Origin of the sequence: Massilia alkalitolerans DSM 17462 (assembly GCF_000427785.1) — a bacterium.
In the GTDB taxonomy this organism is placed as follows: domain Bacteria; phylum Pseudomonadota; class Gammaproteobacteria; order Burkholderiales; family Burkholderiaceae_D; genus Telluria; species Telluria alkalitolerans.
Genome location: NZ_ATYR01000011.1, coordinates 59647 through 83121 on the forward strand (window position 1 = coordinate 59647; position 23475 = coordinate 83121).

The 23475-nt window shown below is 63.4% G+C and carries 27 protein-coding genes; 11 read left to right on the forward strand and 16 right to left on the reverse strand.

The genetic code is table 11. The annotated features are described in order from the left end of the window. Window positions 1-85: 85 nt before the first annotated feature. The 6 genes from YWC_RS0113140 to tyrS all read right to left on the reverse strand — a co-directional run bounded on the left by YWC_RS0113140 (window position 86) and on the right by tyrS (window position 4706). Window positions 86-319: a helix-turn-helix domain-containing protein gene (locus tag YWC_RS0113140; RefSeq protein WP_027865797.1), complete on the reverse strand. Its 234-nt coding sequence runs from the start codon at window positions 317-319 to the stop codon at window positions 86-88. A 98-nt stretch (window positions 320-417) separates the two neighbouring features. Continuing rightward, complete coding sequence (dusB, locus tag YWC_RS0113145; protein ID WP_027865798.1) at window positions 418-1443, reverse strand: tRNA dihydrouridine synthase DusB; 1026 nt, start codon at window positions 1441-1443, stop codon at window positions 418-420. 130 nt (window positions 1444-1573) lie between these two features. Then, complete coding sequence (locus YWC_RS0113150; protein WP_027865799.1) at window positions 1574-2236, reverse strand: histidine phosphatase family protein; 663 nt, start codon at window positions 2234-2236, stop codon at window positions 1574-1576. Window positions 2237-2265: 29 nt separating this feature from the next. Continuing rightward, a complete protein-coding gene (locus tag YWC_RS0113155; RefSeq protein ID WP_027865800.1) occupies window positions 2266-2931 on the reverse strand; it encodes a YbhB/YbcL family Raf kinase inhibitor-like protein in 666 nt (221 codons plus the stop codon). A 48-nt stretch (window positions 2932-2979) separates the two neighbouring features. Beyond that, window positions 2980-3447, reverse strand: coding sequence for a D-aminoacyl-tRNA deacylase (gene dtd / locus YWC_RS0113160; protein WP_027865801.1), 468 nt, complete (start codon window positions 3445-3447; stop codon window positions 2980-2982). After that, window positions 3444-4706 (reverse strand): tyrosine--tRNA ligase, encoded by a 1263-nt coding sequence (gene tyrS / locus YWC_RS0113165; protein ID WP_027865802.1) that lies wholly within the window; start codon window positions 4704-4706, stop codon window positions 3444-3446. The genes dtd and tyrS overlap by 4 nt, the downstream gene beginning before the upstream one ends. A 159-nt stretch (window positions 4707-4865) precedes the next feature. On the opposite strand from tyrS, the gene YWC_RS0113170 reads away from it, so the two are divergent. From YWC_RS0113170 to YWC_RS0113180, 3 genes are all read left to right on the forward strand, one after another. Further along, window positions 4866-6230, forward strand: coding sequence for a M23 family metallopeptidase (locus YWC_RS0113170; RefSeq protein ID WP_027865803.1), 1365 nt, complete (start codon window positions 4866-4868; stop codon window positions 6228-6230). Window positions 6231-6420: 190 nt separating this feature from the next. Continuing rightward, window positions 6421-7584: a dienelactone hydrolase family protein gene (locus tag YWC_RS29285; protein WP_156923652.1), complete on the forward strand. Its 1164-nt coding sequence runs from the start codon at window positions 6421-6423 to the stop codon at window positions 7582-7584. 28 nt (window positions 7585-7612) lie between these two features. Next, entirely contained in the window at window positions 7613-8140 is a 528-nt protein-coding gene (locus YWC_RS0113180; protein ID WP_027865804.1) for a nuclear transport factor 2 family protein, read from the forward strand. Window positions 8141-8202: 62 nt separating this feature from the next. Here YWC_RS0113180 and YWC_RS34100 read toward each other — a convergent pair whose 3' ends face one another. Then, window positions 8203-9831: a methyl-accepting chemotaxis protein gene (locus YWC_RS34100; protein ID WP_027865805.1), complete on the reverse strand. Its 1629-nt coding sequence runs from the start codon at window positions 9829-9831 to the stop codon at window positions 8203-8205. A gap of 322 nt (window positions 9832-10153) precedes the next feature. On the opposite strand from YWC_RS34100, the gene YWC_RS0113190 reads away from it, so the two are divergent. Then, window positions 10154-11251: an anhydro-N-acetylmuramic acid kinase gene (locus YWC_RS0113190; RefSeq protein ID WP_027865806.1), complete on the forward strand. Its 1098-nt coding sequence runs from the start codon at window positions 10154-10156 to the stop codon at window positions 11249-11251. Between the two features lie 95 nt (window positions 11252-11346). Here YWC_RS0113190 and erpA read toward each other — a convergent pair whose 3' ends face one another. The 3 genes from erpA to argC form a co-directional block, all read right to left on the reverse strand. Continuing rightward, window positions 11347-11715, reverse strand: a complete 369-nt coding sequence (erpA, locus tag YWC_RS0113195) for an iron-sulfur cluster insertion protein ErpA (protein ID WP_027865807.1) — start codon at window positions 11713-11715, stop codon at window positions 11347-11349. 74 nt (window positions 11716-11789) lie between these two features. Continuing rightward, window positions 11790-12194 (reverse strand): bactofilin family protein, encoded by a 405-nt coding sequence (locus YWC_RS0113200; protein ID WP_027865808.1) that lies wholly within the window; start codon window positions 12192-12194, stop codon window positions 11790-11792. Window positions 12195-12379: 185 nt separating this feature from the next. Continuing rightward, window positions 12380-13417: an N-acetyl-gamma-glutamyl-phosphate reductase gene (argC, locus tag YWC_RS0113205; RefSeq protein ID WP_027865809.1), complete on the reverse strand. Its 1038-nt coding sequence runs from the start codon at window positions 13415-13417 to the stop codon at window positions 12380-12382. Between the two features lie 298 nt (window positions 13418-13715). On the opposite strand from argC, the gene YWC_RS0113210 reads away from it, so the two are divergent. Then, window positions 13716-14129 (forward strand): BLUF domain-containing protein, encoded by a 414-nt coding sequence (locus tag YWC_RS0113210; RefSeq protein ID WP_027865810.1) that lies wholly within the window; start codon window positions 13716-13718, stop codon window positions 14127-14129. A gap of 22 nt (window positions 14130-14151) precedes the next feature. Here YWC_RS0113210 and YWC_RS0113215 read toward each other — a convergent pair whose 3' ends face one another. Together YWC_RS0113215 and YWC_RS0113220 are read right to left on the reverse strand one after the other, a co-directional pair. Continuing rightward, window positions 14152-14886, reverse strand: coding sequence for a hypothetical protein (locus YWC_RS0113215; protein ID WP_027865811.1), 735 nt, complete (start codon window positions 14884-14886; stop codon window positions 14152-14154). Window positions 14887-14903: 17 nt separating this feature from the next. After that, window positions 14904-15644, reverse strand: a complete 741-nt coding sequence (locus YWC_RS0113220; protein WP_027865812.1) for a helix-turn-helix domain-containing protein — start codon at window positions 15642-15644, stop codon at window positions 14904-14906. Between the two features lie 164 nt (window positions 15645-15808). Between YWC_RS0113220 and YWC_RS0113225 the strand changes: the two genes are divergently transcribed. Beyond that, complete coding sequence (locus YWC_RS0113225; RefSeq protein ID WP_027865813.1) at window positions 15809-16081, forward strand: hypothetical protein; 273 nt, start codon at window positions 15809-15811, stop codon at window positions 16079-16081. A gap of 92 nt (window positions 16082-16173) precedes the next feature. Here YWC_RS0113225 and rpsI read toward each other — a convergent pair whose 3' ends face one another. Continuing rightward, a complete protein-coding gene (gene rpsI / locus YWC_RS0113230; RefSeq protein ID WP_027865814.1) occupies window positions 16174-16566 on the reverse strand; it encodes a 30S ribosomal protein S9 in 393 nt (130 codons plus the stop codon). 9 nt (window positions 16567-16575) lie between these two features. Beyond that, window positions 16576-17004: a 50S ribosomal protein L13 gene (gene rplM / locus YWC_RS0113235; protein WP_027865815.1), complete on the reverse strand. Its 429-nt coding sequence runs from the start codon at window positions 17002-17004 to the stop codon at window positions 16576-16578. Between the two features lie 294 nt (window positions 17005-17298). Between rplM and YWC_RS0113240 the strand changes: the two genes are divergently transcribed. The 4 genes from YWC_RS0113240 (at window position 17299) to YWC_RS0113255 (ending at window position 21215) form a co-directional block, all read left to right on the forward strand. Beyond that, window positions 17299-18759, forward strand: coding sequence for an alpha/beta fold hydrolase (locus YWC_RS0113240; RefSeq protein WP_027865816.1), 1461 nt, complete (start codon window positions 17299-17301; stop codon window positions 18757-18759). 12 nt (window positions 18760-18771) lie between these two features. After that, a complete protein-coding gene (locus YWC_RS0113245) occupies window positions 18772-19503 on the forward strand; it encodes an ABC transporter ATP-binding protein (RefSeq protein WP_027865817.1) in 732 nt (243 codons plus the stop codon). Continuing rightward, window positions 19500-20684: an ABC transporter permease gene (locus YWC_RS0113250; protein WP_027865818.1), complete on the forward strand. Its 1185-nt coding sequence runs from the start codon at window positions 19500-19502 to the stop codon at window positions 20682-20684. Before YWC_RS0113245 ends, YWC_RS0113250 begins: the two co-directional genes overlap by 4 nt. A gap of 108 nt (window positions 20685-20792) precedes the next feature. Further along, window positions 20793-21215: an OsmC family protein gene (locus tag YWC_RS0113255; RefSeq protein WP_027865819.1), complete on the forward strand. Its 423-nt coding sequence runs from the start codon at window positions 20793-20795 to the stop codon at window positions 21213-21215. Between the two features lie 30 nt (window positions 21216-21245). Here YWC_RS0113255 and coq7 read toward each other — a convergent pair whose 3' ends face one another. Both coq7 and YWC_RS0113265 read right to left on the reverse strand, forming a co-directional pair. Continuing rightward, window positions 21246-21890, reverse strand: coding sequence for a 2-polyprenyl-3-methyl-6-methoxy-1,4-benzoquinone monooxygenase (gene coq7 / locus YWC_RS0113260; RefSeq protein ID WP_027865820.1), 645 nt, complete (start codon window positions 21888-21890; stop codon window positions 21246-21248). 53 nt (window positions 21891-21943) lie between these two features. After that, the gene (locus tag YWC_RS0113265) at window positions 21944-22375 is read right to left on the reverse strand and encodes a hypothetical protein (RefSeq protein ID WP_036214304.1); all 432 of its coding nucleotides are present in this window, start codon (window positions 22373-22375) and stop codon (window positions 21944-21946) included. A 206-nt stretch (window positions 22376-22581) separates the two neighbouring features. Between YWC_RS0113265 and YWC_RS0113270 the strand changes: the two genes are divergently transcribed. After that, window positions 22582-23475: an ABC transporter ATP-binding protein gene (locus YWC_RS0113270; RefSeq protein WP_027865822.1), complete on the forward strand. Its 894-nt coding sequence runs from the start codon at window positions 22582-22584 to the stop codon at window positions 23473-23475.

A 23475-nucleotide genomic window follows, 5' to 3' on the forward strand; every position in this document is an offset into this window, starting at 1 on the left:
GCCTGTGGTTGAGAATTCTGACGCCCGGGCGCACGGACGGTGTACCGGCCGCGCCCAGACGCACGGCCACGCCATGCAAAGAGCTTTAGAGGAGCCCGTGCTCCTGGAGTTTCTTGCGCAAAGTATTCCGGTTGATGCCCAGCATCTGCGCCGCGTGCGACTGGTTGCCGTCGGCGCGGGTCATGACCACTTCGAGGACCGGCTTCTCGACCGTCAGGACCATCATGTCGTAGATGTTCGTCGGCTTCTGCTCGCCGAGATCGTTGAAATAGTCCTCGAGGCTTTTCTGGACGACTTCCTGGATACTTTCTTTGCTCATGTTCTCTGCTGCTTCATCCTGGTTAATGATTGCTCGCCGCGTTTTTGGCGCAGCGTGTCCCCGTTTTATTCTGATTCTTATATGTGTATTACTGCTACTTATGCTGCCAACGCCACATCGGCCGGATGAGCGGGTCGGTATTGTAACCGCTCGCCATGCCCGAGCTGCGATTTGAAAAACGCGTCGACCGCCGCCAGCTGCTCGGCGGTCGATTCCAGCAGGTTCATGCGCTGACGGAATTCTTCCCCGCCCGGCAAGTCCTGCACATACCACCCGATGTGTTTACGGGCGGTGCGCACGCCGACATACTCGCCATAAAAGGCATAGTGCGCCGGCAGGTGTTCATTCATCAGGCCACGCACTTCCTCGACCAGCGGCGCTGGCAAATGTTCGCCGGTGCGCAGGTAGTGGTCGATCTCGCGGCAGATCCAGGGCCGGCCCTGGGCGGCGCGGCCGATCATCACCGCGTCGGCGCCGGTGTAGTCGAGCACGTACTTCGCCTTTTCCGGCGTGGTGATGTCGCCGTTGGCGACCACCGGGATGCCCACCGCCGCCTTGACGGCGCGAATGGTGTCGTATTCGGCGTCGCCCTTGTAGCCGTCGGCGCGGGTGCGGCCGTGCAGGGTCAGCATCGCGATGCCGGCCTGTTCGGCCATGCGGGCGATGGTCAGGGCATTCTTGTTCTGGCGGTCCCAGCCGGTGCGGAATTTCAGGGTGACGGGAACGTCGACCGCCTCCACCACGGCGTGCAGGATGCGCTCGACCAGGTCTTCGTGCTGCAGCAGGGCCGACCCGCACCAGCTGTTGCACACCTTCTTGACCGGGCAGCCCATGTTGATGTCGATGATCTGGGCGCCACGCTCGACGTTGAACCTGGCGCAGTCGGCCAGGTCCTTCGGATCGGCGCCGGCGATCTGCACCGCCTTCGGCTCCATCTCCCCGGCATGGTCGGTGCGGCGCGCGGTTTTTTCGCTGGCCCACAGGCGCGGGTTCGAGGCCGCCATCTCGGACACCGCGTAACCGGCGCCCAGCTGCTTGCACAGCTGGCGGAACGGGCGGTCCGTCACCCCGGCCATGGGGGCGACGAAAACATTGTTACGCAGGATGTAAGGACCGATTTGCACAGCGGAAAAGTCTGGAAAGTTTCTGGGGGAACCTAGTATTTTACCTCATTCGCTGCTCAAAATAGCGGCAGAATTTTTGGCGATTGTTGCGTGTGTGATATTGGCAGGGGCGAAGAGTGGGGTTAGGCGATCAGCCCAGGTCGTCCAATACCGCAGGCTGCAAGTGAGAAACCTCGCCCCAGCTCACCAGCCGCAACACCCCCTCCTCCACCACAAACCAGTTCACGCTCGCATTGAGCACCTTGAAATCCCGCGGCGTCTCCAGCGACAAGCCGAGCGCCGCCCGGTAGGCACACTCCAGCACTCCGCCATGCGCCACCAGCGCGATGATCTTGCCCGGATGCGCCGCCGCATGCCGGGCGATCGCCGCGGTGGTCCGCTCGTAGAACTCGCGGAAACTCTCACCCCGGTTGCTTCCCGGTGGCAGCACGCCATCCACGTCGCGCGCCTGCCAGGCCGCGAACTCGAGCGGAAAACGCGCCGCGATCTCGCTGTACAGCAAGCCTTCGAATCCGCCATAGCAGCGCTCGCGCAGCGCCGGGTCGATGCCCACCCCCATCCCGCGCACGCGGGCAAGGGCCTCGGCGGTCTGGCGCGCACGCTGCAGGTCGCTGGAGACGATGTGGTCGATCGGCTCGGCCGCGAGCGCGGCGCCCAGCAGGGCAGCCTGACGCTCGCCCTCGGCATTGAGGGCGATGTCGAGGTGGCCCTGGAGGCGCTTCTCGGCATTCCAGGCGGTTTCGCCATGGCGGATCAGGAGGATGGTCGTTGCTGTGTTCTTATTCGAAAGCATGAGGTTCGTTTGCCCCGAACCTCGGGGGCTCAGGTCGGAAGTAAGGCTGTTATGTCGGGATTCAGCGAATACACGCCGAAGGTGCGCGCCTCGTCCAGGATATGCCCGCGGATGGCCAGGCGCAGTTCGGCGCCGCTGAAGCGGCCGACCAGCGGCAGGCGCGGGATGTCGAGGGCATACAGTGTAAACACATAAGTATGCACGCGCTCGTCATTCCAGGGCGGGCACGGGCCATCATAACCGTAATACTCGCCCGCCATGGTCGGGTCGTTCGCAAACCAGCCGGTGTAGTCGTTGATGCCCTGGCGTAGCTGGTGCTCGGTGCCGTTCTTGATCGTGAAGGGCAGCAGCGGGCCCGGCTTGCCGTGCGGCGTCACCATGTCGGAGAACATGCCTTCGGCCAGTGATTTCAGGCAGACCGGAATATCCACCAGCGACCAGTGGAAGAAGTCCACCCGCGGCAGCGAGGCGGGCACGGTCTTGCCTTCCTGGTTGACGTCGTCGCCGACGGAGGGCACGTCGGGGTCGTGGCAGATCAGCACCAGGGACTTGGTGCCGGCAGGCACGTCGTCCCAGGCGAGATGCGGGCTGCGGTTGTCGGACAGCCTGACGTGGCTGTCCGGATCGGCCACCGCAAAAGCGCATTGCGGCGGGATCGGCCCGCCCTCGGTGAATGAATCGCTCCAGATTCGCATATGCCCTCCCAGCCCTCTCCCTATTGACCCTCGTTGACGGCAGGGGTTTCAGCGCTGGGCACCACCTATCGCGACAGGATCAACCTGCAGCCAGAAAGTGACGGGACCATCGTTGATGAGTGAAACTTTCATGTCCGCGCCGAATCTGCCGGTCTCGACGATGCCATGGCGTTCGCGGGCCTGGCGCACGACATGATCGAACAGGCGCCGCCCGTCCTCCGGCGCGGCCGCCGGCGAGAACGAGGGACGCGTGCCCGACCTGGTATCCGCGGCCAGGGTGAACTGCGGCACCAGCAGCAGGCCGCCGCCCGTGTCGGTGATGCTGCGGTTCATCTTGCCGGCCTCGTCTGAAAACACGCGGTAAGTGAGGAGCTTGGCCAGCAGGGCTTCGGCTTCGCGCTCGGTGTCGCCCTTTTCGGCGCACACCAGCACCATCAGGCCGGACCCAATCGCGCCGACGGTGTCGCCGTCGACGCGCACGCTGGCTTCGCTGACGCGCTGCAGAAGACCAATCATGCCAGCGTCACGCGCGCGAATTTGCGCTTGCCCACCTGCATCACGAAAGTGCCGGCTTCGACCTGCAAGCCCTTGTCGCTGACCACGGTGCCGTCGATGCGCACGCCGCCCTGGTCGACCATGCGCATGGCTTCCGAGGTCGAGGCGCACAGGCCGGCCGCTTTCAGCAACTGGGCCACGCCCAGCGGCGCGCCGGACAAGGCGACTTCCGGCACATCGTCCGGAATGCCGCCCTTCGAGCGGTTGACGAAGTCGGCCAGTGCATCGTCGGCGGCCTGCGCCGAGTGGAAGCGTGCAACGATTTCCTTGCCGAGCGCCACTTTCGCATCGCGCGGGTTGGCGCCACCAAGCACTTCGGCCTTGATGTTCTGGATCTCGGCGATCGAGCGGAAGGACAGCAGGTTGTAGTACTTCCACATCATGTCGTCCGAAATGCTCATCAGCTTGCCGAACATGGTGTTCGGGGCTTCGGTGATGCCGATGTAGTTGTTCTTGGACTTGGACATCTTCTCGACGCCGTCCAGGCCTTCGAGCAGGGGCATGGTCAGGATGCACTGCTGTTCCTGTCCATAATCTTTCTGTAACTCACGGCCAACCAGGAGGTTGAACTTCTGGTCGGTGCCCCCAAGTTCGAGGTCCGCGTGCAAAGCGACCGAATCATAGCCCTGCATCAAAGGGTAGAGGAACTCATGCACCGCGATCGGGGTCCCACTCTTGTAGCGCTTGGTGAAATCGTCGCGCTCCATCATGCGGGCCACGGTATAGCGCGAGGCGAGCTGGATCATGCCGCGCGCCCCCAGCGGATCGCACCATTCGGAGTTGTAGCGGATTTCCGTGCGCGCGGCATCCAGCACCAGGGAAGCCTGGCGGAAATAAGTCATGGCGTTTTCCTCGACCTGCTCACGGGTCAGCGGCGGACGCGTGGCATTGCGGCCCGACGGGTCGCCGATCATCGAGGTGAAATCGCCGATCAGGAAGATTACCTGGTGGCCCAGGTCTTGCAGCTGGCGCATCTTGTTCAGCACCACGGTATGGCCAAGGTGCAGGTCGGGCGCGGTCGGGTCCAGGCCCAGCTTGATGCGCAGCGGCTTGCCCGACTGTTCGGAACGCGCCAGTTTCTGGGCGAATTCGCTTTCGATCAGCAGTTCATCGACACCGCGCTTGGCAATGGCCAGCGCCTCGAGCACCTTGTCCGTCAACGGCAGGGGGGCGGAAGAATTTACCGGAGCGCCGCTACCGGACGAGACATTCGAATTCATATGCGTGTGGGATTTTCGTGTAGGAAATTTGCTAAGACGGTTGTAGGACCACTTCTTTTGGTATAATTCACGATCGTTTTTCAGTTTCCTGTAGAAAACTTTGCAGATCGATAAGAAACTGGATCCCTAGAAGTTCAGCCGCAAATTTTAACTGATTGCATGAACCCTATACATAAAATCACTGGCAAGAGCCTGCTCCAGCTGCTACCGCGAACGCGCAAGACGCGCATCGTGAGCGCCGGCGCCGCACTCCTGAGCGTGTTTGCGTTCGGTGCAGTGGCAGTGGCCCCGATCGCTCCCGACGCGGCAGACATGCCGGTCACCTCGATCGAACAGAACCTGGAACTGCCGAACCTGGCAGACCAGATCGCCGCCCTCCAGCAGAACGAGCAGCAATTCATCCACGAGGAACGCATCCGTCCGGGCGACTCGATCGGCTCCCTCTTCACCCGCCTTGGTGTCAACGACGCCGACGCCCAGAAATTCCTCCGCACCGACAAGACCGCCCGCCGCCTGCTGTCGCTCAAGACCGGCAAGCGCGTCCAGGCCGAAACCGATGAACATGGCCTGCTGCTGTCGATGCGCGCCACGATCACCGACGGCAAGGCTGGCGATGCCCGCCAGATCACGGTCGAGCGCAAGGGCGAGAAATTCGTCGCCATGGAAGCCCCGGCCAAGCTGGAGCGCCGCGTCGAGATGCGTTCGCGTGAAATCACCACCTCGCTGTATTCGGCGACCGACTCCAACGTGGACGGCGGCAGCATGCCGGACTCGGTGGTCGGCCAGATGATCGAGATGTTCTCGACCAACATCGACTTCCGCTCCGACCTCAAGCGCGGCGACCGTTTCAGCGTCGTCTACGAAACCTTCTGGCTCGACGGCGAACTGGTGAAGACCGGCCGCATCCTGGCAGGCGAATTCGTCAACCGCGGCGTCGCCTACCAGTCGGTCTGGTACGAAGACCCGGTCACCAAGCAGGGCGGCTACTACAGCCTGGACGGCAAGTCGCTCAAGAAAGCCTTCCTGAAGTCCCCGCTGCAGTTCTCGCGTATCTCCTCGGGCTTCTCGATGCGCGTGCATCCGATCTCGGGCAAGTGGAAGGCGCACAAGGGCGTCGATTATGCCGCCTCGACGGGCACGCCGATCCGCGCGGTCGCCGACGGCGTCATCGATTTCGCCGGCAACAGCGGCGGCTACGGCAACCAGGTCGTCCTGAAGCACTGGTCGAAATACAGCACCGCCTATGCCCACATGAGCCGCATCGCTCCGGGCGTGCGTAAGGGCGCCAAGGTCAGCCAGGGCCAGGTGATCGGCTATGTCGGCTCGACCGGCTGGTCGACCGGCCCGCACCTGCACTACGAGTTCCGCGTGGCAGGCCAGGCCCAGAATCCGGAGAAGTTCAAGTCGCTGGCCCAGCAGCCGCTGACCCAGGCCGAGCTGGCCCGCTTCCGCATGGCCGCCGCCGAGATGAACCACCGCTTCTCGCTGCTCGCACCGAGCGGCAACGCGATGGCCGCGCGCTAAGCCATCCCGCTCCTCCCGACGCCCCGCCGCATCGAGCATGCCGCGGGGCGTTTTCTTTTCCTGCTTCGCTATGCACCCATCATGAATTCCACTAAATAGCATTTATTTTGCCATCCGAGAGCAGTTTTATTGCCATCTCTTTAGCTCTCAATGCTAGAGTGAAAAGAGATCAACAATAAAGGAGGCAATCATGCTCAAGTTTCTCGCATTTGTTCTGCTAGTCCTGGTAGGGGCACCATCGGGTGCCCAGCAGGCTTTTCCCTTCCTTAACAAGCCGGGCAGTTTCGCAGTCGGTTTCCGCGTGGTCGAGCAGGTGGACCCGAGCCGCAGCTATCCCGCGAATGCGCCGGAAGGGGCACGCAAGCCGCGCCCGATCCAGACCGCCATCTGGTATCCCGCGGTCAAAGGCGGGAAGCCGATGCGCTACGACGACTACCTCCAGCTGCTGGGCTGGGACGACGATTTCGCCCGCTCCCCTGCGGAACGGGACAAGGTGCTGGCGAAGTGGCTGGAGTTCGTTAGCGAAGGCAAACGTGACAAGCAGCTCGCTGCGGAGCGCAAGGATGTGCGCTGGGCGGTGCGCGATGCGAAGGCGCTGCCGGGCAAGTATCCGGTGGTGATTTATTCGCCGAGCATCAGCAGCAATGTGTTCGAGAATGCCGAGATGATGGAATTCCTGGCCAGCCATGGCTATCTCGTGATCGCCAGCCCGGCTCTGGGTGTCGACGAGCGCTGGCAGAAGGACGACCTGGCGCACGCCGAAGCGCAGGCGGCCGACATCCGCTTCCTGGTGAATTACGCGCAATCGCTGCCGCAGGCCGACGCCAGCCGCCTGGCCGTGGCCGGCTTTTCCTGGGGCGGCATGGCCAATGTGCTGGCCGCGGCCCAGGACGAGCGCATCAAGGCCCTGGTTTGCCTGGACGGCACGGTGCGCTACCGCCACGCGATGCTGGAGAAAGTGCCTTACCTGAAGCCGGAACAGCTGCGCACTCCCCTGCTCTATCTGGCGCAGCGGCCGCCGCCCTTCGAGCGCGGGCTGAAGTTCAAGCCGGACCACTCGGGCAGCATCCTGCAGAAAATGACGGGCGCCGACGTCTACCTGCTGACGATGTACGCGATGGAGCATGTGTATTTCGGCACCAGTTACCTGCGCCTCGATCCGCTCGACTTCGGCGACTACACCCGCGACGAAATCGCCCAGTCCTATGCCCTGAGCGCGCGCTATGTCCTCAATTTCCTGAACGGCGCCCTGAAGGGTGACCGGAACGGCTTCGCCTACCTGATGAAGAAGCCCGAACAGCTCGGCATGCCGCGCCACAGCGTCGACAGCCAGTTTTTCGCGGCGCGTCCGTGATCGCAAGTTGATATAGACAGGAGACCCGATGAAACCCGTTCTCGCCACCGCCGCGCTGTGTCTGACCCTGTTCGCAGGCGCGCCACAGCCTGCCCATGCGGAAAACCCGGCGGAAAGCCGGCAGAAGATCGACGCCGTGATCAAGGCCTTCGCCAAGGCCCTCGTCGACAAGGACAAGGAGGGCTTCATGCGCCTGTTCCTGCGCGAAGACATCACCTGGGTCGGCGTCTACACCGACGGCAGCCTGGCGCGCTACCGCGCCAGCCTGAAGGATCCGAAGGAGGCCTCGCCCAAGACAGAAAGCAGCACGCCACGCAAGTTCATCGAAAAAATCGTCCGCGCGCCGGAAGCGCGCACCGAAACCTTCGAGAACGTGCGCATCGATACCGACGGCGAGATGGCGCAAGTGCTGTTCGACTACAGCTTCATGGTCGGCAACTATCGCAACAACTGGGGCAAGGAAAGCTGGCAGATGGTCCGCACCGAGAACGGGTGGAAAATTGCCGGAGTGATCTGGTCGGCGGAAGAGAATCCTGAGCCTCCGCCGAAGAAGTAAGCCTCACCCGCTGCTCCATCAATCCTTGCGCCGGGCAGCGCATCGATAGCGCTGCCCGCCCCTCAAGCAGCTGCCAGGCCCAGGCGCAGCGAGGGTTCGGTGCCGCGCTGGCCAGGAGACGCCGGGCGCGCATGACGGGAAACAGCGTCCACCTTGAAGGTATTGACCAGTTCGGCAAGCGAACTGGCCTGGTCCTGCATCGATGCCGCTGCGGCGGCCGCTTCTTCGACCAGGGCGGCATTCTGCTGCGTCACATCATCCATCTGCGTGATCGCGGCATTGACCTGCTCGATACCGAGCGCCTGCTCGGCGCTGGCCGAGGTGATTTCAGCCATGACGTCGGTGACACGCATGATGCCCTGGACGATCTCCTGCATGGTGGCGCCGGCCTGGTCGACCAGGCGCCCGCCGGCATCCACTTTACCCACCGAATCCGCGATCAGGCTACGGATTTCCTTGGCCGCCCCTGCCGAACGTTGCGCAAGATTGCGCACCTCCGATGCAACGACGGCAAAGCCCCTGCCCTGTTCCCCGGCACGCGCGGCCTCGACCGCGGCATTCAGTGCCAGGATATTGGTCTGGAACGCAATCCCGTCGATCACCGCGATGATGTCGCCAATTTTCTTCGACGAAGCGTTGATCGATTCCATGGTCGTCACCACTTCCGATACCACCTTGCCGCCACGAACCGCGATCTCGGAGGCTGCCTGCGCCAGGGTATTCGCCTGGCGGGCGTTGTCGGCATTCTGGCGAACCGAACTGGTCAGCTCCTCCATCGACGATGCCGTCTCTTCCAGCGAGCTGGCCTGCTGCTCGGTACGGGACGAGAGGTCGAGGTTGCCGGAAGCGATCTGCTGCGAAGCGCTGACGATGGTCTCGGTGCCGGCGCGCACTTCGTTCACGGTCGTCAGCAGGCTGTCGTTCATGCGCTTGAGTGCGGAAAGCAGATGACCGACCTCATCGCGGCTCGAAACCTGGATGTCGGCGGTCAGGTCCCTGGAAGCGACCTGCTCGGCAAGCGCGACAGCGTGGGCCAGGGGCCGGGTAATGCTACGGGTCAGGAACAGTGCGAACAGCCCGCCGCAGACCAGTGCGGCGACGCCGGTACCGATCAGCAGCTTTTGTGCGCTTGCCTGTAGTGCGTCGATGCGCGCGTTGGCATCACGGAACAATTGTTCCTGGTGAACCACCACCTCTTCCACAGTATGCACATACTGCTTCATTTCAGGTGTTACCTTGTCACTCACGAAAGCCCTGAGTGCCGCATCAGCTGCGCCAAGCTCCGCTTTACGGCGGAAGGCCTCGTCGCGGATGGCGGAATACTGCTTGCGCTGATCGGCCACGGCCTTGAGCAAGGCTTTGCCGCGCTCGCTTAGCACCAGCGCCTCCAGTTCTTTCTGGACCTTGCTCACGTTCGCACTGACGGCTTTCATTTCCTGCTCATAGAAAGCGTCGTCAGCCGGATCGCTGCTTTTCAGCTTTGCCATGGTACGCACACTATTGGTTGCAATGCCCTGCAGCCACTGGTCTGCAAGGGCGACTTTCGTCGTGGTGGCCGTCATGACCTCCTTGGCATCGGCAATACGGCCGAGCTGCCATAAGGCGGTCGCCAGCATGAGGGCGGCGAGGAGAAGGATGGCGGCGAAAGCGACGCCGAGCCGGGTACCGATTTTTAAGTTATTAAATTTCATGTCGATCTGGCAAAAACGGAGCGGGGGGTGGTTCTGGATGCGTCGGCCGAATGTCAAGCTTTCGCTTCCAGCTCTAGAGAATTTACTCTAATCAACAAGTTTTGCCGTAAGTACATAAACAAAATATCGAAAAGGTGGACGTTTAGATAAGAAAAAGACGTTAATAAACAACGATTTAATAACTGTTCATTATCTAAGTAGACGAACTAATAAGCCGTTTGCGCTTCCGACAAGCGGCTCCAGCGTTTAGTATGCTGGCGGCGCACCAGCTGGAGCAGCGCCCAGCAAACCGCTGTCCGGTTGCCCTACAAGGAGAATGCACATGAGCGAGACCTCGTCCCTGGCCATCGGCCTGATGTCCGGCACCAGCCTCGACGGCGTGGACGGCGTGCTGGCCGACTTCGCCGGCGGCGGCATCCGCAGCCTCGCGGCGGCCTTCACGCCCTTCCCCGCCGCACTGCGTAGCGAACTGATGGCCCTGCAGGCCGCCAGCGAGAACGAACTCGAGCGCGAAGCGCTGGCCGCCAATGCCCTGGCCCTGTGCTACGCCGACTGCGTGCGCCAGCTGCTGCCCCAGGCAGGCGGGCCGGTCGCGGCCGTGGCCGTGCATGGCCAGACCATCCGCCACCGACCGGAACTCGGTTTTACGCGCCAGACCAACAACCCCGCCCTGTTGGCCGAACTGACCGGGATCGACGTGATCGCCGACTTCCGCACCCGCGACATCGCGGCCGGCGGTCAGGGCGCGCCGCTGGTGCCGGCCTTCCACGAGGCCGCCTTCGGGGAGCCGGGAACGGCCCGGGTGGTCGTCAACATCGGCGGGATCGGCAACATCAGCATGCTGCACGGCGACGGCCGCGTCACCGGTTTCGATACCGGTCCGGGCAATGTCTTGATGGACCTGTGGATCGGCCGCCACCTCGGCAAGGCCTACGACGAGGACGGCGCCTGGGCCGCCGGCGGCAGCGTGCAGCAGCCGCTGCTGGATGCGCTGCTGGACGAGCCCTTCTTCCGCCAGCCGGCCCCCAAGAGCACCGGCCGCGACCTGTTCCATGACAGCTGGCTCAATGCCAAGCTCAAGGGCTTCGAGGCACTTGCCCCGCAGGACGTGATGGCCACGCTCACCCGCCTGACGGCGGTAACGATCGCCGACGCCATCCGCAGCGAGCACGCGGCTGTGGATGCGGTATACGTGTGCGGCGGCGGCGCCTACAACGCCACCCTGCTGCGCGAGATCGGCGCGGCGCTGGGCGGCGCGGCCGTGGAATCGACGGCCGCGCTCGGCATCGCGCCGAACCGGGTCGAGGCACTGGCCTTCGCCTGGCTGGGCTGGCGTTTCCTGCAGCGCGAGCCGGGCAATTTGCCGGCTGTTACCGGGGCCCGCGGCCCGCGCATTCTCGGCGCGCTGTATCCGGCGTAAACGACAAAAGCTGGCACAAGCCAGCTTCTGAAAAGGAACGGCCCGGATGAACCGGGCCGTCGACTGCCCGGATCACCGGGCTGCCTGGGGGAAGATCAGGCCGAGAACGAGGAGCCGCAGCCGCAGGTCGAGGTGGCGTTCGGGTTCTTGATCACGAACTGGGCGCCTTCGAGGTCGTCCTTGTAGTCGATCTCGGCGCCGACCAGGTACTGGTAGCTCATCGAGTCGATCAGCAGCTGGACACCGTTTTTTTCCATCGTGGTGTCGTCTTCGTTGACGATTTCGTCAAAGGTGAAGCCATACTGGAAGCCGGAGCAACCGCCGCCCTGCACGAACACGCGCAGCTTGAGGTCGGGATTGCCCTCTTCCTCGATCAGCTGAGCAACTTTCTCTGCGGCGCTGTCGGTGAAGTTGATCGGAACGGGGATCGTGTCGTGCTCTTGCACTTCGGCGACTGCGGTCATGAAACACTCCTGGTGAATATACGAATTGCGCCCATTATAGACCGTTGCCGCAACTGATGCTGGTGGCAGGCCGACTATCCGGCCGTCAGGGAAGGCTCGGCGTCGGTAAACTGAAACACTGGTTCGCCTGCGGGTTCGTGGGTCAGTTTCCCGGTCACGAGGGCGCCGCCGTGCATTTCGAGCAAACGGTAATGTACATCACCATGTATGCGGCCTTTCGGCTGTAATTCAAGGAGTTCTGACGAATATACCGATCCGGCGATGTAGCCGTTGACCACCAGGCTGGCGCAGCGCACCTCGCCCTCGATCCGGGCATGCTCGGAGACGATCAGCATGCTGTCGGCGCCTTCCGCCGCGACCACGTTGCCATGCACTTCGCCGTCGATACGCAGCCCCCCGGTGAAGCACAGGTCGCCCTCGATCCGGGCCGAGATGCCGACCAGGCTGTCAATCTCGCTCTTTACTTGTCGACCAAACATGTTCCACCCCTTCCAGTAGGACGCCGGCGGCGATTCGCCGCGCTGAAATCAACCTGTGCATCGGTCAATTTACCGTTCTCAACAAGAGTGGCCTTGATCTAGATCGCTTGGGGCGGCGTGTTGCCGTTTTGTAAGAAAAAAGGGAGACGCCGCGCGGGAAAATTCCGCGCGGCAGGGAGAAAAGATTAGGGCAGCAGCGCGATTTGCTTGAGGCCGGTCGCCTCATCCAGGCCGAACATCAGGTTCATGCACTGCACGGCCTGGCCCGAGGCGCCCTTGACCAGGTTGTCCTGCACCACCAGGATGACGACGGTGTTGCCGCCTTCCGGACGGTGCAGCGCCAGGCGCAGCATGTTCGAGCCGCGGGTCGAGCGGGTTTCCGGGTGCGAGCCGAAGGGCATCACGTCCACGAAGGTGCTGTCCTTGTAGGTGTCCTCGAACAGGGCCTGCAGGCTTGCATCGTCGATGTCCTTGGTCAGGCGCGCGTACAGGGTCGCGTGCATGCCGCGGATCATCGGCACCAGGTGCGGGGTGAAGATCAGGCCGACCTTCTGGTCGGTGTAGCGAGCCAGCTGGGCCGAGGTTTCCGGGGTGTGGCGGTGGCCGTGCACGCCGTAGGCCTTGAAGTTGTCGCTCGCTTCCGAGAACAGCGTGCCGATCTCGGCCTTGCGGCCGGCGCCCGAGACGCCCGACTTGCAGTCGGCGATCAGGCTGCCCGCGTCGACCAGGCCGGCCTTGAGCAGCGGGACGAAGCCGAGCTGCATGGTGGTCGGGTAGCAGCCCGGGTTGGCGATCAGGCGTGCGCCGCGGATGTCATCGCGGTTCAGTTCCGGCAGGCCGTACACGGCTTCCTCGATCAGTTCCGGCGCGGTGTGCGGAATCTTGTACCACTTTTCGAACGTGGCCTGATCCTTCAGGCGGAAGTCGGCCGCCAGGTCGATCACCTTGACGCCGGCCGCCAGCAGCGCCGGGGCCTGGGCCATGGCGACGCCGTGCGGGGTGGCGAAGAACACCACGTCGCACCCGGTCAGGTCGGCCTTGTCCGGGCTCGAGAAGGCCAGGTCGACGACGCCGCGCAGCGAGGGGAACATGTCGGCCACCGGCAGGCCGTCTTCCTTGCGCGAGGTGATCGCGGTCAGCTGCACGTCGGGGTGCACGGCCAAGAGCCGCAGCAATTCCACGCCCGTGTATCCGGTTCCGCCAACGATGCCAACTTTGATCATGTTCTGTTCCTTCGTAATGTAAAAATGGATTGGCAGGACGAGGCTGCACGGGTGTGCAATTTTAACAGCCATGAAAAATGCGTGCGCCGCTCAGCGCCAGCTGCTGACTGCTGATGCAAAGGAAATTTGCATCCATTGCTCATTATGCAAATAGTATTTGCCTGCACCGACTCGCCGCCCCTGAACTGATGACGACCCGGAAGTATTGCAGGATACGCGAAAGATTCCTTACGGCAATAAAAAGCCTGCGCTAGGCTGTGGCTCTCGTTTTCCTCCCACTCTCGTCAAAGGCCAGTCCATGTCAATTAACCAACTCGTGTATCTCAGCCAGTCGGCGCGCAAAGTCTCCGCCGAAGAACTGCGCGCCATCCAGGCGACCGCCCAGGCGAATAACCAGCACATCGACGTCACGGGCAGCCTGTTCTACAACGGCGGCTGGTTCCTGCAAGTGCTGGAAGGACCGGCGCCGACGCTCGCCGCGCTCTACGCCAAGATCGAGCGGGACCCGCGCCACAAGCATTCGCGCGTGCTCTACAACGAAGCTGCAAAGTTCCGCACCTTCCCGCGCTGGACCATGAACATGATCAACCTCGAAGACCGGCTGGCTGACAAGTACGACGAGCTGGTCGAGGTCATCGATGCAGCCCGAGGTGACCGCAAAATCGGCGCGGCTTCGCCGGCTGCGACCTTGCTGAAGATCTTCAGGGCCTGACACCGGAAGTCTTGCCGAGCCGTCATTCCACCGAGCTGGGCGTGATCGATTTCGTGACCTTGCCCTGCTCGTCCAGCATCTGGATCTCCGCCTTGCCGTCCGCCGACACCAGCAGCATCATGCGGGTCCGGCCTTTCGCGTCTTTCAGCTGCAGGGTCGAGCCCTTGTCGCCGGTATTGCCGAGCCAGATGCGGTTCTGGTTCAGGCGCCCTTCCTCGGCCAGCTTGTTCCAATAGGCCTGCCGCTGCGCTTCCGGCAGCTTGCGGACATCCGCGTTGAAGCGCTTGACGTCGTCCATCGACGTGACCGTATAAGCCGGCACGTCGTTGATCTTGATTGCGGTCATCTGGTGCTCGGCGCTGTCGTTGTTCATGAGCTGCAAGGCCTGGTCCTGGCGGAAGCGGTCGAAAGTCAGCGACAGGCCGGACGAAATCCTGCCGTCGGCGCGCATGCTGCCCTTCTGGATCAGGCCACCGTTCTCCGTGCCTTCCTCGTTGATGAACAGCATGCCGGCGACGTCGCTCCGGTTCGGACGGGGGCCCTCTTTCCCTTGCTGGAAGTCGCCCGGGAACTGCGCCTTGTTCGAGATGATCAGGCGCTTGGTACCGTCCGGCTCGACAATGTTGATGCGGCCGACGGTGATCTCGTCGAAGCTGGCGCGGCGGGCCGGGTCGCTGGCGCCGCTCAGGGTCATGACGGCGGCGAGAAGCGCGGCCATGGTGGTGGCGCCGGCGAAGAAGGTTCGGATCTGCGACATGGGGTCTCCTGTTGTTGTTATTGATTTTTCATGCGGCGCAGGCGCCATTCGATGAACAGGCCGACGAAGCCGCACAGCACCACGATCGCGCCCAGGTATTGCAGGATGCGGTTGCCTGGCGCCTCGATATGCCTGGTATCGACCAGCTCGAAGCGGCGGCGGCCGTTTTCCACCGGCTCGACATACACCGTGCCGCGGCTGTCCGGCCACTCCACCGTCACCGGCCGGTCGCGTGTCGCCACGAATTCCGCCGACCGCTTCCCCATCTCTTCGATCGTGATGAGCTTGGCAAGCAGTTGCTGCGCCAGGACTTCGCGCCAGGAGCTGAACACGTTCTCCGCTTCGCCGGGAAGGATCACGCCGGGCGAGCTGTACTTGTAGAGCTTGTTCGAAAAGAAGATGCCGTCGTTCGCGGCCAACATCATGGCAAAGCCGAGGATCCAGGCTGCGGCCGAGCCGAACAGCCAGCGCCTCGTATGATTGCCCCGTGCCCTCACCTCGCCGGCGGTGAACTGGCTGACGGCGGGAATATGGCCCAGGGTCGTCGCCAGCGCTTCCTTGTCGACCTCTTGCAGGAAGCTCGCTGCATCCATGTCGAGCGCCGAGACGATGGTGGTGAACATCTCGGCCGAAGGCACCGACTTGTCGTTTTCCAGCTTGGACAGGTAGGACTGCTCGATTCCTGCAATCTGTGCGAACTGGGGTTGGGTCAGGCCCTTGTCGGTCCTGATCTGCTTGAGTCTCTCGCCAAAAGTCATGTGAACCTTTCCTGAACGTCAATGGAATAGGTGTATTCTTTGCTATTCATGCATGACTTGGAAGATGAATATCGGCGAATATTGGTGAATAGGGCAGGAATATGAGATTTCCCTATGCGCGGCGCATGGATAGGGTCGATACGGCTGGAACAAGGACAAAACGGATGAATCCCGAACTGAAGCACACCCGCAATGAAGCCAGGTTCTCATGGCACCCAAGGAAGTCCAGCTCGACAGCCGAACTGGTCGCACGCGTCCTCCATGTCCTCATCGGCCTTGCCCTGCTCTGCGCTTCCATCTGGGCCGCCACCTACATCGAAAGCCCGTACCAGGTGATCTACATCGTCGCGATGCTGCTGAGCCTGCTCATGATCGGAAGCGGCCTGTACGCAAGAAGGGAAACGGTGTTCAAGGCTTTCCTGGGATATTGGAGCTGAGGCGCAAGCCCAAAAACAAAAAGCCGCCCACCTTGCGGAGGACGGCTTTCGCAGCAGCGCCCGGAGGCGCTGCCAGCAAGCAGGGAAACGAATTAACGCTTCGAGAACTGCTTTGCGCGGCGTGCTTTACGCAGGCCGACTTTCTTACGCTCGACTTCACGGGCGTCACGGGTGACGAAACCGGCACGTGCCAGGTCGCCCTTGAGGCCTGCGTCGTAGTCGATCAGCGCGCGGGTGATGCCGTGACGGACGGCGCCAGCCTGGCCCGATTCGCCACCGCCGTGCACGTTGACCTTGATGTCGAAACGCTCGACGTTGCCGGTCAGTTCCAGCGGCTGGCGAATGACCATCAGGCCGGTTTCGCGCGAGAAGTATTCGTTCGCAGGCTTGCCGTTCACGACGATCAGGCCGGTGCCGGCTTTGATGAACACGCGAGCGACTGCACTCTTGCGACGGCCGGTGCCGTAGTTGTAGTTACCGATCATGTCAGTTCCTTAGAGGGTCAGTGCTTGTGGTTGCTGTGCTGCGTGCGGGTGCGAACCTTCCGCGTACACTTTCAGCTTCTTGATCATTGCATAGCCCAGCGGGCCCTTCGGCAGCATGCCTTTGACAGCCTTTTCCAGGGCGCGGCCCGGGAAGCGCTGTTGCATCTTCAGGAAGTTGGTTTCGTAGATACCGCCCGGGTAGCCCGAGTGACGGTAGTAGGTCTTGTTGGTGGCCTTGGTGCCGGTCACGCGCAGCTTGCCTGCATTGACGACGATGATGTAGTCGCCGGTATCGACGTGCGGAGTGAATTCCGGCTTGTGTTTGCCGCGCAGTCGGAGTGCCACTTCGCTGGCAACACGTCCGAGGACCAAGTCCGTCGCGTCAATCACCAACCAGTCGCGCTGGACTTCATGGCCCTTAGCGGAAAAAGTTTTCATGATGACTTCCTAAATAGGTTAATGCTCACTGTGGTGGTTCCGCCCTTGTTGCAGCGGACTCTGCCTTATTATCTTCCCCGAGCAAAGGGAAAGCCCACGATGATAGCCGAACAGCGGCCAGCCCGTCAATGTGGGCAGCACCTCCTGTCGCATTTTCCACCCGCTTGTCGGATCTATTTCTTTCTTTCAGAGCAAAGCGCTCCCTCGTCGCATAAATTCATGCGATGGTGCAACAATACGTTGACCGTTAAAACGATGCCAATCTACTATGCAGGCGTCCTTTGAGGAGATTGTGTGAAGACAAGATCGTTACTCCCCGCCCTGCTGCCTGTCGCCGCCCTCTGGCTGGCGGCAAGCTCCGTGGCCAGCGCATCAACGCCACCCGCCAAGGCTGCGCCTGCCGCCGCCGCCCGCAACTGCCACCTGCCCGGCGTGACCGACATCCTGCAATGCGTCACGCTCGACGTTCCGCTGGACCACGCCAACCCGGCCGGCAATAAGCTCAAGCTGCATGTCACGGTCGCACCCGCGCACCGCAAGGGCGTGCGCAACGATCCCCTGTTCGTGCTGGCCGGCGGCCCCGGCCAGGCCGGCAGCGACGTCGTGCAAATCCTGAAGACCGCGCTCAGCCGTGTGCAGGCGACCCGCGACATCGTGTTCATCGACCAGCGCGGCACCGGGCTGTCGGGCAAGCTCGATTGCAAGAGCAAGCCGGAACACGAGCGCATGACCGAAGACCAGCTGGAAGCGGAAGTGCGCGCCTGCATCGCTGCCACCCGCGCCCCCTTCAAGGCCTACACCACCGAGGCCGCCGCCCGCGACACCGAACTGGTGCGCCGCGCGCTCGGCTACGGCGCCGTCAACGTGTTCGGCGGTTCCTACGGCACCCGCCTCGGCCAGGCCTATGCGCGCCTGTACCCGTCCAGCGTACGCAGCCTGGTGCTCGACGGCGTGGCCGCGCCCGACCAGGTGATCCCGGCCGGCGCCCGCGACGGCCAGGCCGCGCTCGACAAGGTGTTCGAACACTGTGCCAGGGACGCCGGCTGCAACAAGGCCTTCCCGAACCTGCGCGCCCAGTTCGACGGGCTGCTCGCCAGGCTCGAAGCCGCGCCGATCAAGCTGTCCCTGCCCGACCCGCGCACCGCCAAGCCGATCGAGATGAGCATGACCGCCACGCGTTTCCTCGGCACCGTGCACAACATCCTGTATTCGCCGGCCGACGCGCGCCGCCTGCCCTTCCTGATCCAGAGCGCGGCGCAGGGGCGCTGGCAGCCTTTCGTGGCGCGCCAGAACCTGGCCAGCGATTTCGGCGGCGACAGCCAGATGGCGATGCTGCTGCACCTGGCAGTGGTGTGCGCCGAAGACGTGCCGCGCATGACGCCCGAGTTGCTGGCGTCGGATGCGGGCAAGCTGACCAAGATGCTGGCCGACATGATGCCGGCCCTGTGCAAGTCGATCGATGTCCCGGCCGTGCCCTACAAGGAACCGACCCGCATCGACGCCCCGGCGCTGCTGCTGTCCGGCGCGCTCGACCCGGTCACGCCGCCGCACCGCGCGGTCACCGCCGCCAAGTACATGAGCCGCGCCCAGCACGTGGTGGTCGACAGCCTCGGCCACGGCGTCTCGCAGCTCGGCTGCGCGCCGCGCCTGCTGCGCACTTTCCTCGACAAGCCGCAGGACAAGCTGGATGCCAGCTGCCTGAAACAGATCCCGCTGCCGACTTTCCAGCTCGGCAGCGCCGGCCCGCAACCCTGAAGGCGCCAGAACATGATTGAAGTCCACGATGTACGCAAGAGCTTTGGCGCCGTGAAGGCGCTGGGCGGCGTCAGTTTCACCGCGAACGACGGCCAGATCACCGCGCTGCTCGGCCCCAACGGCGCCGGCAAGACCACCCTGCTGCGCACCCTGGTCGGGCTGCTCAAGCGCGACCACGGCAGCATCGCGATCGACGGCGTCGATCCGGAAAAGGACCCGATGGCGGTACGCCGCAGCATCGGCTTCCTGACCGACCAGTTCGGCCTGTACGAGCGCCTCAGCACGCGCGAATACCTCACCTACTTCGGTGAGCTCAACGGCATGAGCCGTCCCGCCATCGCCAAACGCATCGAGGAAGTGTCCGCGCTGCTTGGCATGGACGACATCCTGACCCGCCGCAACAAGGGCTTCTCGCAGGGCCAGCGCATCAAGGTGGCGCTGGCGCGCACGCTGCTGCACCGGCCGCGCCACCTGCTGCTCGACGAGCCGAGCCGCGGCCTGGACGTCATGAGCACGCGCGCCCTGCGCACCGCGCTGGGGGCGCTGCGCGCCGAAGGCTGCTGCGTGATCATGGCCACCCACGTGATGCAGGAAGTGACAGCCCTGTGCGAAGACGTGATCGTCATCGCCGGCGGCCACACCGTGGCCCAGGGCTCACCCGATGAACTGTGCCGGCGTACCGGCATCGCCAACCTGGAAGACGCGTTCGTGCACCTGGTCGGCACTGAGGAAGGAATCGCATGAAATCCAGGCTGTTGGTCGTCTACCTGAAAGAACTGCTCGAGACCCTGCGCGACAAGCGCACGCTCGGCATGCTCGCCATGTTCACCCTGCTCTACCCGATCCTGTTCGGCTTCATGCTGAACCAGGCGATCGAGAAAAGCACCAAGTCCGAGCGCGAAGGCATCGAGCTGGCGGTCATCGGCGGGGCCAAGGCGCCGACCCTGATGTCCCAGCTGGGCCAGAAGAACATCACCGTCAAGGACACGCCGGCGATGGACGAGGAAGCCATCGCTGAGCTGCTGCGCAGCAAGAAGGTAGCTGCGGTGCTGCGCCTGCCGGACGACTTCGTCGAGCAGTACTACGCGATGCGCCCGGCCCGGCTCGAGATCTGGTACGACTCCGCGACCGAAAGCGGTGGCCAGCGCCGCGACGTCGAGGACGTGCTGGAAGCCTATGGTTCCAACGTGGCCGGCGCGCGCCTGCTGGCGCACGGCGTGTCGCCGGCGGCGGTGACCCCGATCATGGTCCAGCGCTACGACACCGGCACCAATGCCTCGCGTTCGGCGATGGTGGTGGGCAGCATCATGGGCTTCCTGTTCTTCCCGGCCTTCATGCTGTGCCTGTCGGCCAGCGTCGACAGCACCGCGGGCGAACGCGAACGCCGCTCGCTCGAAGTGCTGATGGCGCAGCCGGCCAAGACCTGGGAGCTCATCGGCGGCAAGTGGCTGGCCGCCAGCACCCTGAGCATCGTCGGCGTGACCCTCGAGCTGCTCCTGGCGCACGCGGTCTTCAAGTGGCTGCCGCTGGAGGAGATCGGCATGTCCTGGAGCCTGGGCTGGGGCCAGATGCTGATGATCTGCCTGGTCACGGTGTCGCTGTCGCTGCTGGCCGGCGCCTTGTTCATCGCCCTGGCGATGAACTCCAAGACCTTCAAGGAAGCGCAGACCATCCTCAGCATCGTCGCCGTCCTGCCGCTGGTCCCGACCATGGTCATCTCCTTCCTGGAACTGAAGACCGCGGACTGGATGTACCTGGTGCCGATGCTGTCCAACCAGACCCTGATCAAGGAAGCTTCCAAGGCGGGCGACCTCGGCGCCATGCCCTACCTGCTGACCTTCCTGTGCTCGGCGATTCCCGCCCTGCTGATCGTGGCCTTCGCCAGCTGGCGCATGAAGAGCGAGCGCTACGTGCTGGCCGTCTGAGGTTGCCTTGATGTCAGCATAAGGAGGGGCGCCTGCGATGGCGCCATTACATGGCGTCCCCTCCTGCTTTACAATGCAGCGGCAACAGACCTCAGCGGAGAAAAATACATGGAAGTGAAAGTCAGCTGGAACGGCCCGTCGGGCATGAGTTTTCGCGCCGAGACCGGCAGCGGCCACATGGTGGCGATGGATGGCGCGCCGGAAGGCGGCGGCCACAACCTGGCGCCGCGCCCGATGGAGATGGTGCTGGTCGGCACCGGCGGCTGCACCGCCTATGACGTGGTGCTGATCCTCAAGCGCGGCCGCGAAGACGTGCGCGGCTGCGACGTGACGCTGCAGGCCGAGCGCGCGGAGACCGAGCCGAAGGTCTTCACCAAGATCAACTTCCACTTCACGGTCACCGGGCGCAACCTGAAGCCGGCGGCGGTCGAGCGCGCGGTCAGCCTGTCGCACGACAAGTACTGCTCAGCGTCGATCATGCTGGCCAAGACGGCCGAGATCACGCACACGGTGGAGATCGTCGAGGTCTGAGCGGCCGGCGCCCGGCCGCGGCGCCTCTCGTCAAATACGATATGCGGTGGTCGTCATCACCTTCGACATCGCCGTCATCAGCATCCGCACCGGCAGCGGCGTCTCGGCCGCGCCCAGCGCCTGCGCCGAGGCGCCGTGGGCGATCTCGTCGACCCGCATCTGTTCCACGATCGCACGCGATTTCGCATCCTGCGGCGGCAGGTCCTCGAGGTGGCGGTTCAGGTGCGCCTCGACCTGGCGCTCGGTCTCGACCACGAAGCCCAGGCTGTGCGGATCGCCCAGCTTGGCCGCGATGCTGCCCAGCACGTAGGAACCCGCATACCACAGCGGATTGAGCAGGCTCGGCTGCGAACCCAGCTCGGACAGGCGCTCGGCGGTCCAGGCCAGGTGGTCTTCTTCCTCGCGCGCCGACTTTTCGAACTGCTTGCGGATCGCCGGGCTCTTACCGAAGCGCGCCTGCGAGTCGTACAGCGCCTGCGCGCACACTTCCCCGACATGGTTCACGCGCATCAGGCCCGCGCTGTGGCGCCGCTCGTCGTCGCTCAGTTCGCAGTCGGTGGCATGCGCGCCCGGGTTCGGGCGCGAGGACGCGGCGACGCCGCCGACCACGCGCAGGGCCTTGTCGAAGCCGGCGATCAGGTCGTCGAGGGAGGAGTTGGAACGGTATGCGCTCATGATGTTGTCAAATGCGATATTCGAAAACACCATTATAGGCCCAGCCGCGGGGCTCAGGCGCCCGGCGCCCCCGCCTCGGCTTTCCTGCAGGCGATCCAGTCGGCCAGCGGACCCGCCGCCTCCAGCCCGGAGATGTTCTTCGCCACGCCCAGGTTCAGCTCGAGCAGGAAGGGAATCGACGCGATCGGGATTTCCGGGCAGTGGCGCCGGAACGCATCCATGAAACGTTCGGATTCGACGGTCGGCATCACCTTCGCGCCGCTCATGTACTGCAGCACGCTGGTGATGGTATGGCCCTTGCCGAGGGTGTGATAGATGAAACGGTTGAACTCGCGGTCGACCTTCTTGAAGTCGATCGCCTCCTCGGTCATCAGCGCCGCCAGGTAGAACAGGCCCAGCGACACCCGGAACCAGTCGGTCGACTCGGTCCGGTCGCGTCCTTCGCGCATCAGCGCCAGCAGCTTGTCCTGGATGGCCTTGTTCATCCTGCCATTATCCATGTTTCCCGGCTTTACGCGAGCAATGTTTATTCAAGGAAAGTATTGCTGCGCTTTGTCATACGTTCTGTCATCGGATTATGCAGTCTGGGCCATCAAAGCGCCCGTGCGTCGCGAAGTCGCCACAAACCCCAGGACAATTTAATACAATGCAAGTGTTGAAAAAGGTTTATATGCACGCTTGAGGATATGGCATGGAATTGAAAATCCGCAATTTGTCGAAGACGTACGCCAATGGCGTGGTCGCGCTCGACCGTGTCACCCTCAACATCCCGGCCGGGATGTTCGGGCTGCTCGGTCCGAACGGCGCCGGCAAATCGACGCTGATGCGGATCCTCGCCACCCTGCAGGAATGCGATTCCGGCTCGGTCTTCCTGGACGACATCGACGTCCTCGACGAAAAGGACGAGGTACGCCGCATGCTCGGCTACCTGCCGCAGGATTTCGGCGTCTACCCGAAAGTGACCGCTTACGAGCTGCTCGACCATTTCGCCCAGCTCAAGGGCCTGTCGCACAAGCACCGCCGGCGCGAGGTGGTCGACGGCCTGCTCCAGCAGACCAACCTCTGGGAAGTGCGAAACCAGCGCCTCGGCAGCTTCTCAGGCGGCATGCGCCAGCGCTTCGGCATCGCCCAGGCCCTGCTGGGCGACCCGCGCCTGATCATCGTCGACGAGCCCACCGCCGGCCTGGACCCGCAGGAGCGCGTGCGCTTCCACAACCTGCTGTCCGAGATCGGCGAGGACAAGACCGTCATCCTGTCGACCCACATCGTGTCCGACGTGGCCGACCTGTGCGCCAACATGGCGATCATCCACAAGGGCCACGTGCTGCTGTGCGGCGACCCGCAGGACCTGACCTACGAAATCGAAGACTACATCTGGGCGCGCTTCGTCACCAAGCAGGAACTGCCGGTGTTCCAGAAGCGCCACCAGGTCATCTCGACCCGCCTGCTCACCGGCCGGACCCTGATCCACGTGTATGCCGAGACCGACCCGGGCGACGGCTTCGAGCCGGCCCGCGCCAGCCTGGAAGACGTCTACTTCGCCACCATCGCGGGTAAATTCAACGCCGCGGCGGGGAACTGCTGA

Bases quoted from the DNA above. Each gene is read 5' to 3' on its own strand.
- YWC_RS0113155 (WP_027865800.1), bottom strand. From the start codon at position 2,931: ATGCGAATCTGGAGCGATTCATTCACCGAGGGCGGGCCGATCCCGCCG.
- YWC_RS0113255 (WP_027865819.1), top strand. From the start codon at position 20,793: ATGGAAGTGAAAGTCAGCTGGAACGGCCCGTCGGGCATGAGTTTTCGC.
- rplM (WP_027865815.1), bottom strand. From the start codon at position 17,004: ATGAAAACTTTTTCCGCTAAGGGCCATGAAGTCCAGCGCGACTGGTTG.
- argC (WP_027865809.1), bottom strand. From the start codon at position 13,417: ATGATCAAAGTTGGCATCGTTGGCGGAACCGGATACACGGGCGTGGAA.
- erpA (WP_027865807.1), bottom strand. From the start codon at position 11,715: ATGACCGCAGTCGCCGAAGTGCAAGAGCACGACACGATCCCCGTTCCG.
- YWC_RS0113265 (WP_036214304.1), bottom strand. From the start codon at position 22,375: ATGAACAAGGCCATCCAGGACAAGCTGCTGGCGCTGATGCGCGAAGGA.
- YWC_RS0113215 (WP_027865811.1), bottom strand. From the start codon at position 14,886: ATGTCGCAGATCCGAACCTTCTTCGCCGGCGCCACCACCATGGCCGCG.
- YWC_RS0113245 (WP_027865817.1), top strand. From the start codon at position 18,772: ATGATTGAAGTCCACGATGTACGCAAGAGCTTTGGCGCCGTGAAGGCG.
- YWC_RS0113225 (WP_027865813.1), top strand. From the start codon at position 15,809: ATGAATCCCGAACTGAAGCACACCCGCAATGAAGCCAGGTTCTCATGG.
- rpsI (WP_027865814.1), bottom strand. From the start codon at position 16,566: ATGATCGGTAACTACAACTACGGCACCGGCCGTCGCAAGAGTGCAGTC.
- YWC_RS0113150 (WP_027865799.1), bottom strand. From the start codon at position 2,236: ATGCTTTCGAATAAGAACACAGCAACGACCATCCTCCTGATCCGCCAT.
- tyrS (WP_027865802.1), bottom strand. From the start codon at position 4,706: ATGAATTCGAATGTCTCGTCCGGTAGCGGCGCTCCGGTAAATTCTTCC.
- YWC_RS0113140 (WP_027865797.1), bottom strand. From the start codon at position 319: ATGAGCAAAGAAAGTATCCAGGAAGTCGTCCAGAAAAGCCTCGAGGAC.
- YWC_RS0113200 (WP_027865808.1), bottom strand. From the start codon at position 12,194: ATGTTTGGTCGACAAGTAAAGAGCGAGATTGACAGCCTGGTCGGCATC.
- dtd (WP_027865801.1), bottom strand. From the start codon at position 3,447: ATGATTGGTCTTCTGCAGCGCGTCAGCGAAGCCAGCGTGCGCGTCGAC.
- YWC_RS0113210 (WP_027865810.1), top strand. From the start codon at position 13,716: ATGTCAATTAACCAACTCGTGTATCTCAGCCAGTCGGCGCGCAAAGTC.
- YWC_RS0113220 (WP_027865812.1), bottom strand. From the start codon at position 15,644: ATGACTTTTGGCGAGAGACTCAAGCAGATCAGGACCGACAAGGGCCTG.
- YWC_RS29285 (WP_156923652.1), top strand. From the start codon at position 6,421: ATGCTCAAGTTTCTCGCATTTGTTCTGCTAGTCCTGGTAGGGGCACCA.
- YWC_RS0113250 (WP_027865818.1), top strand. From the start codon at position 19,500: ATGAAATCCAGGCTGTTGGTCGTCTACCTGAAAGAACTGCTCGAGACC.
- YWC_RS34100 (WP_027865805.1), bottom strand. From the start codon at position 9,831: ATGAAATTTAATAACTTAAAAATCGGTACCCGGCTCGGCGTCGCTTTC.
- YWC_RS0113190 (WP_027865806.1), top strand. From the start codon at position 10,154: ATGAGCGAGACCTCGTCCCTGGCCATCGGCCTGATGTCCGGCACCAGC.
- YWC_RS0113170 (WP_027865803.1), top strand. From the start codon at position 4,866: ATGAACCCTATACATAAAATCACTGGCAAGAGCCTGCTCCAGCTGCTA.
- YWC_RS0113180 (WP_027865804.1), top strand. From the start codon at position 7,613: ATGAAACCCGTTCTCGCCACCGCCGCGCTGTGTCTGACCCTGTTCGCA.
- coq7 (WP_027865820.1), bottom strand. From the start codon at position 21,890: ATGAGCGCATACCGTTCCAACTCCTCCCTCGACGACCTGATCGCCGGC.
- YWC_RS0113270 (WP_027865822.1), top strand. From the start codon at position 22,582: ATGGAATTGAAAATCCGCAATTTGTCGAAGACGTACGCCAATGGCGTG.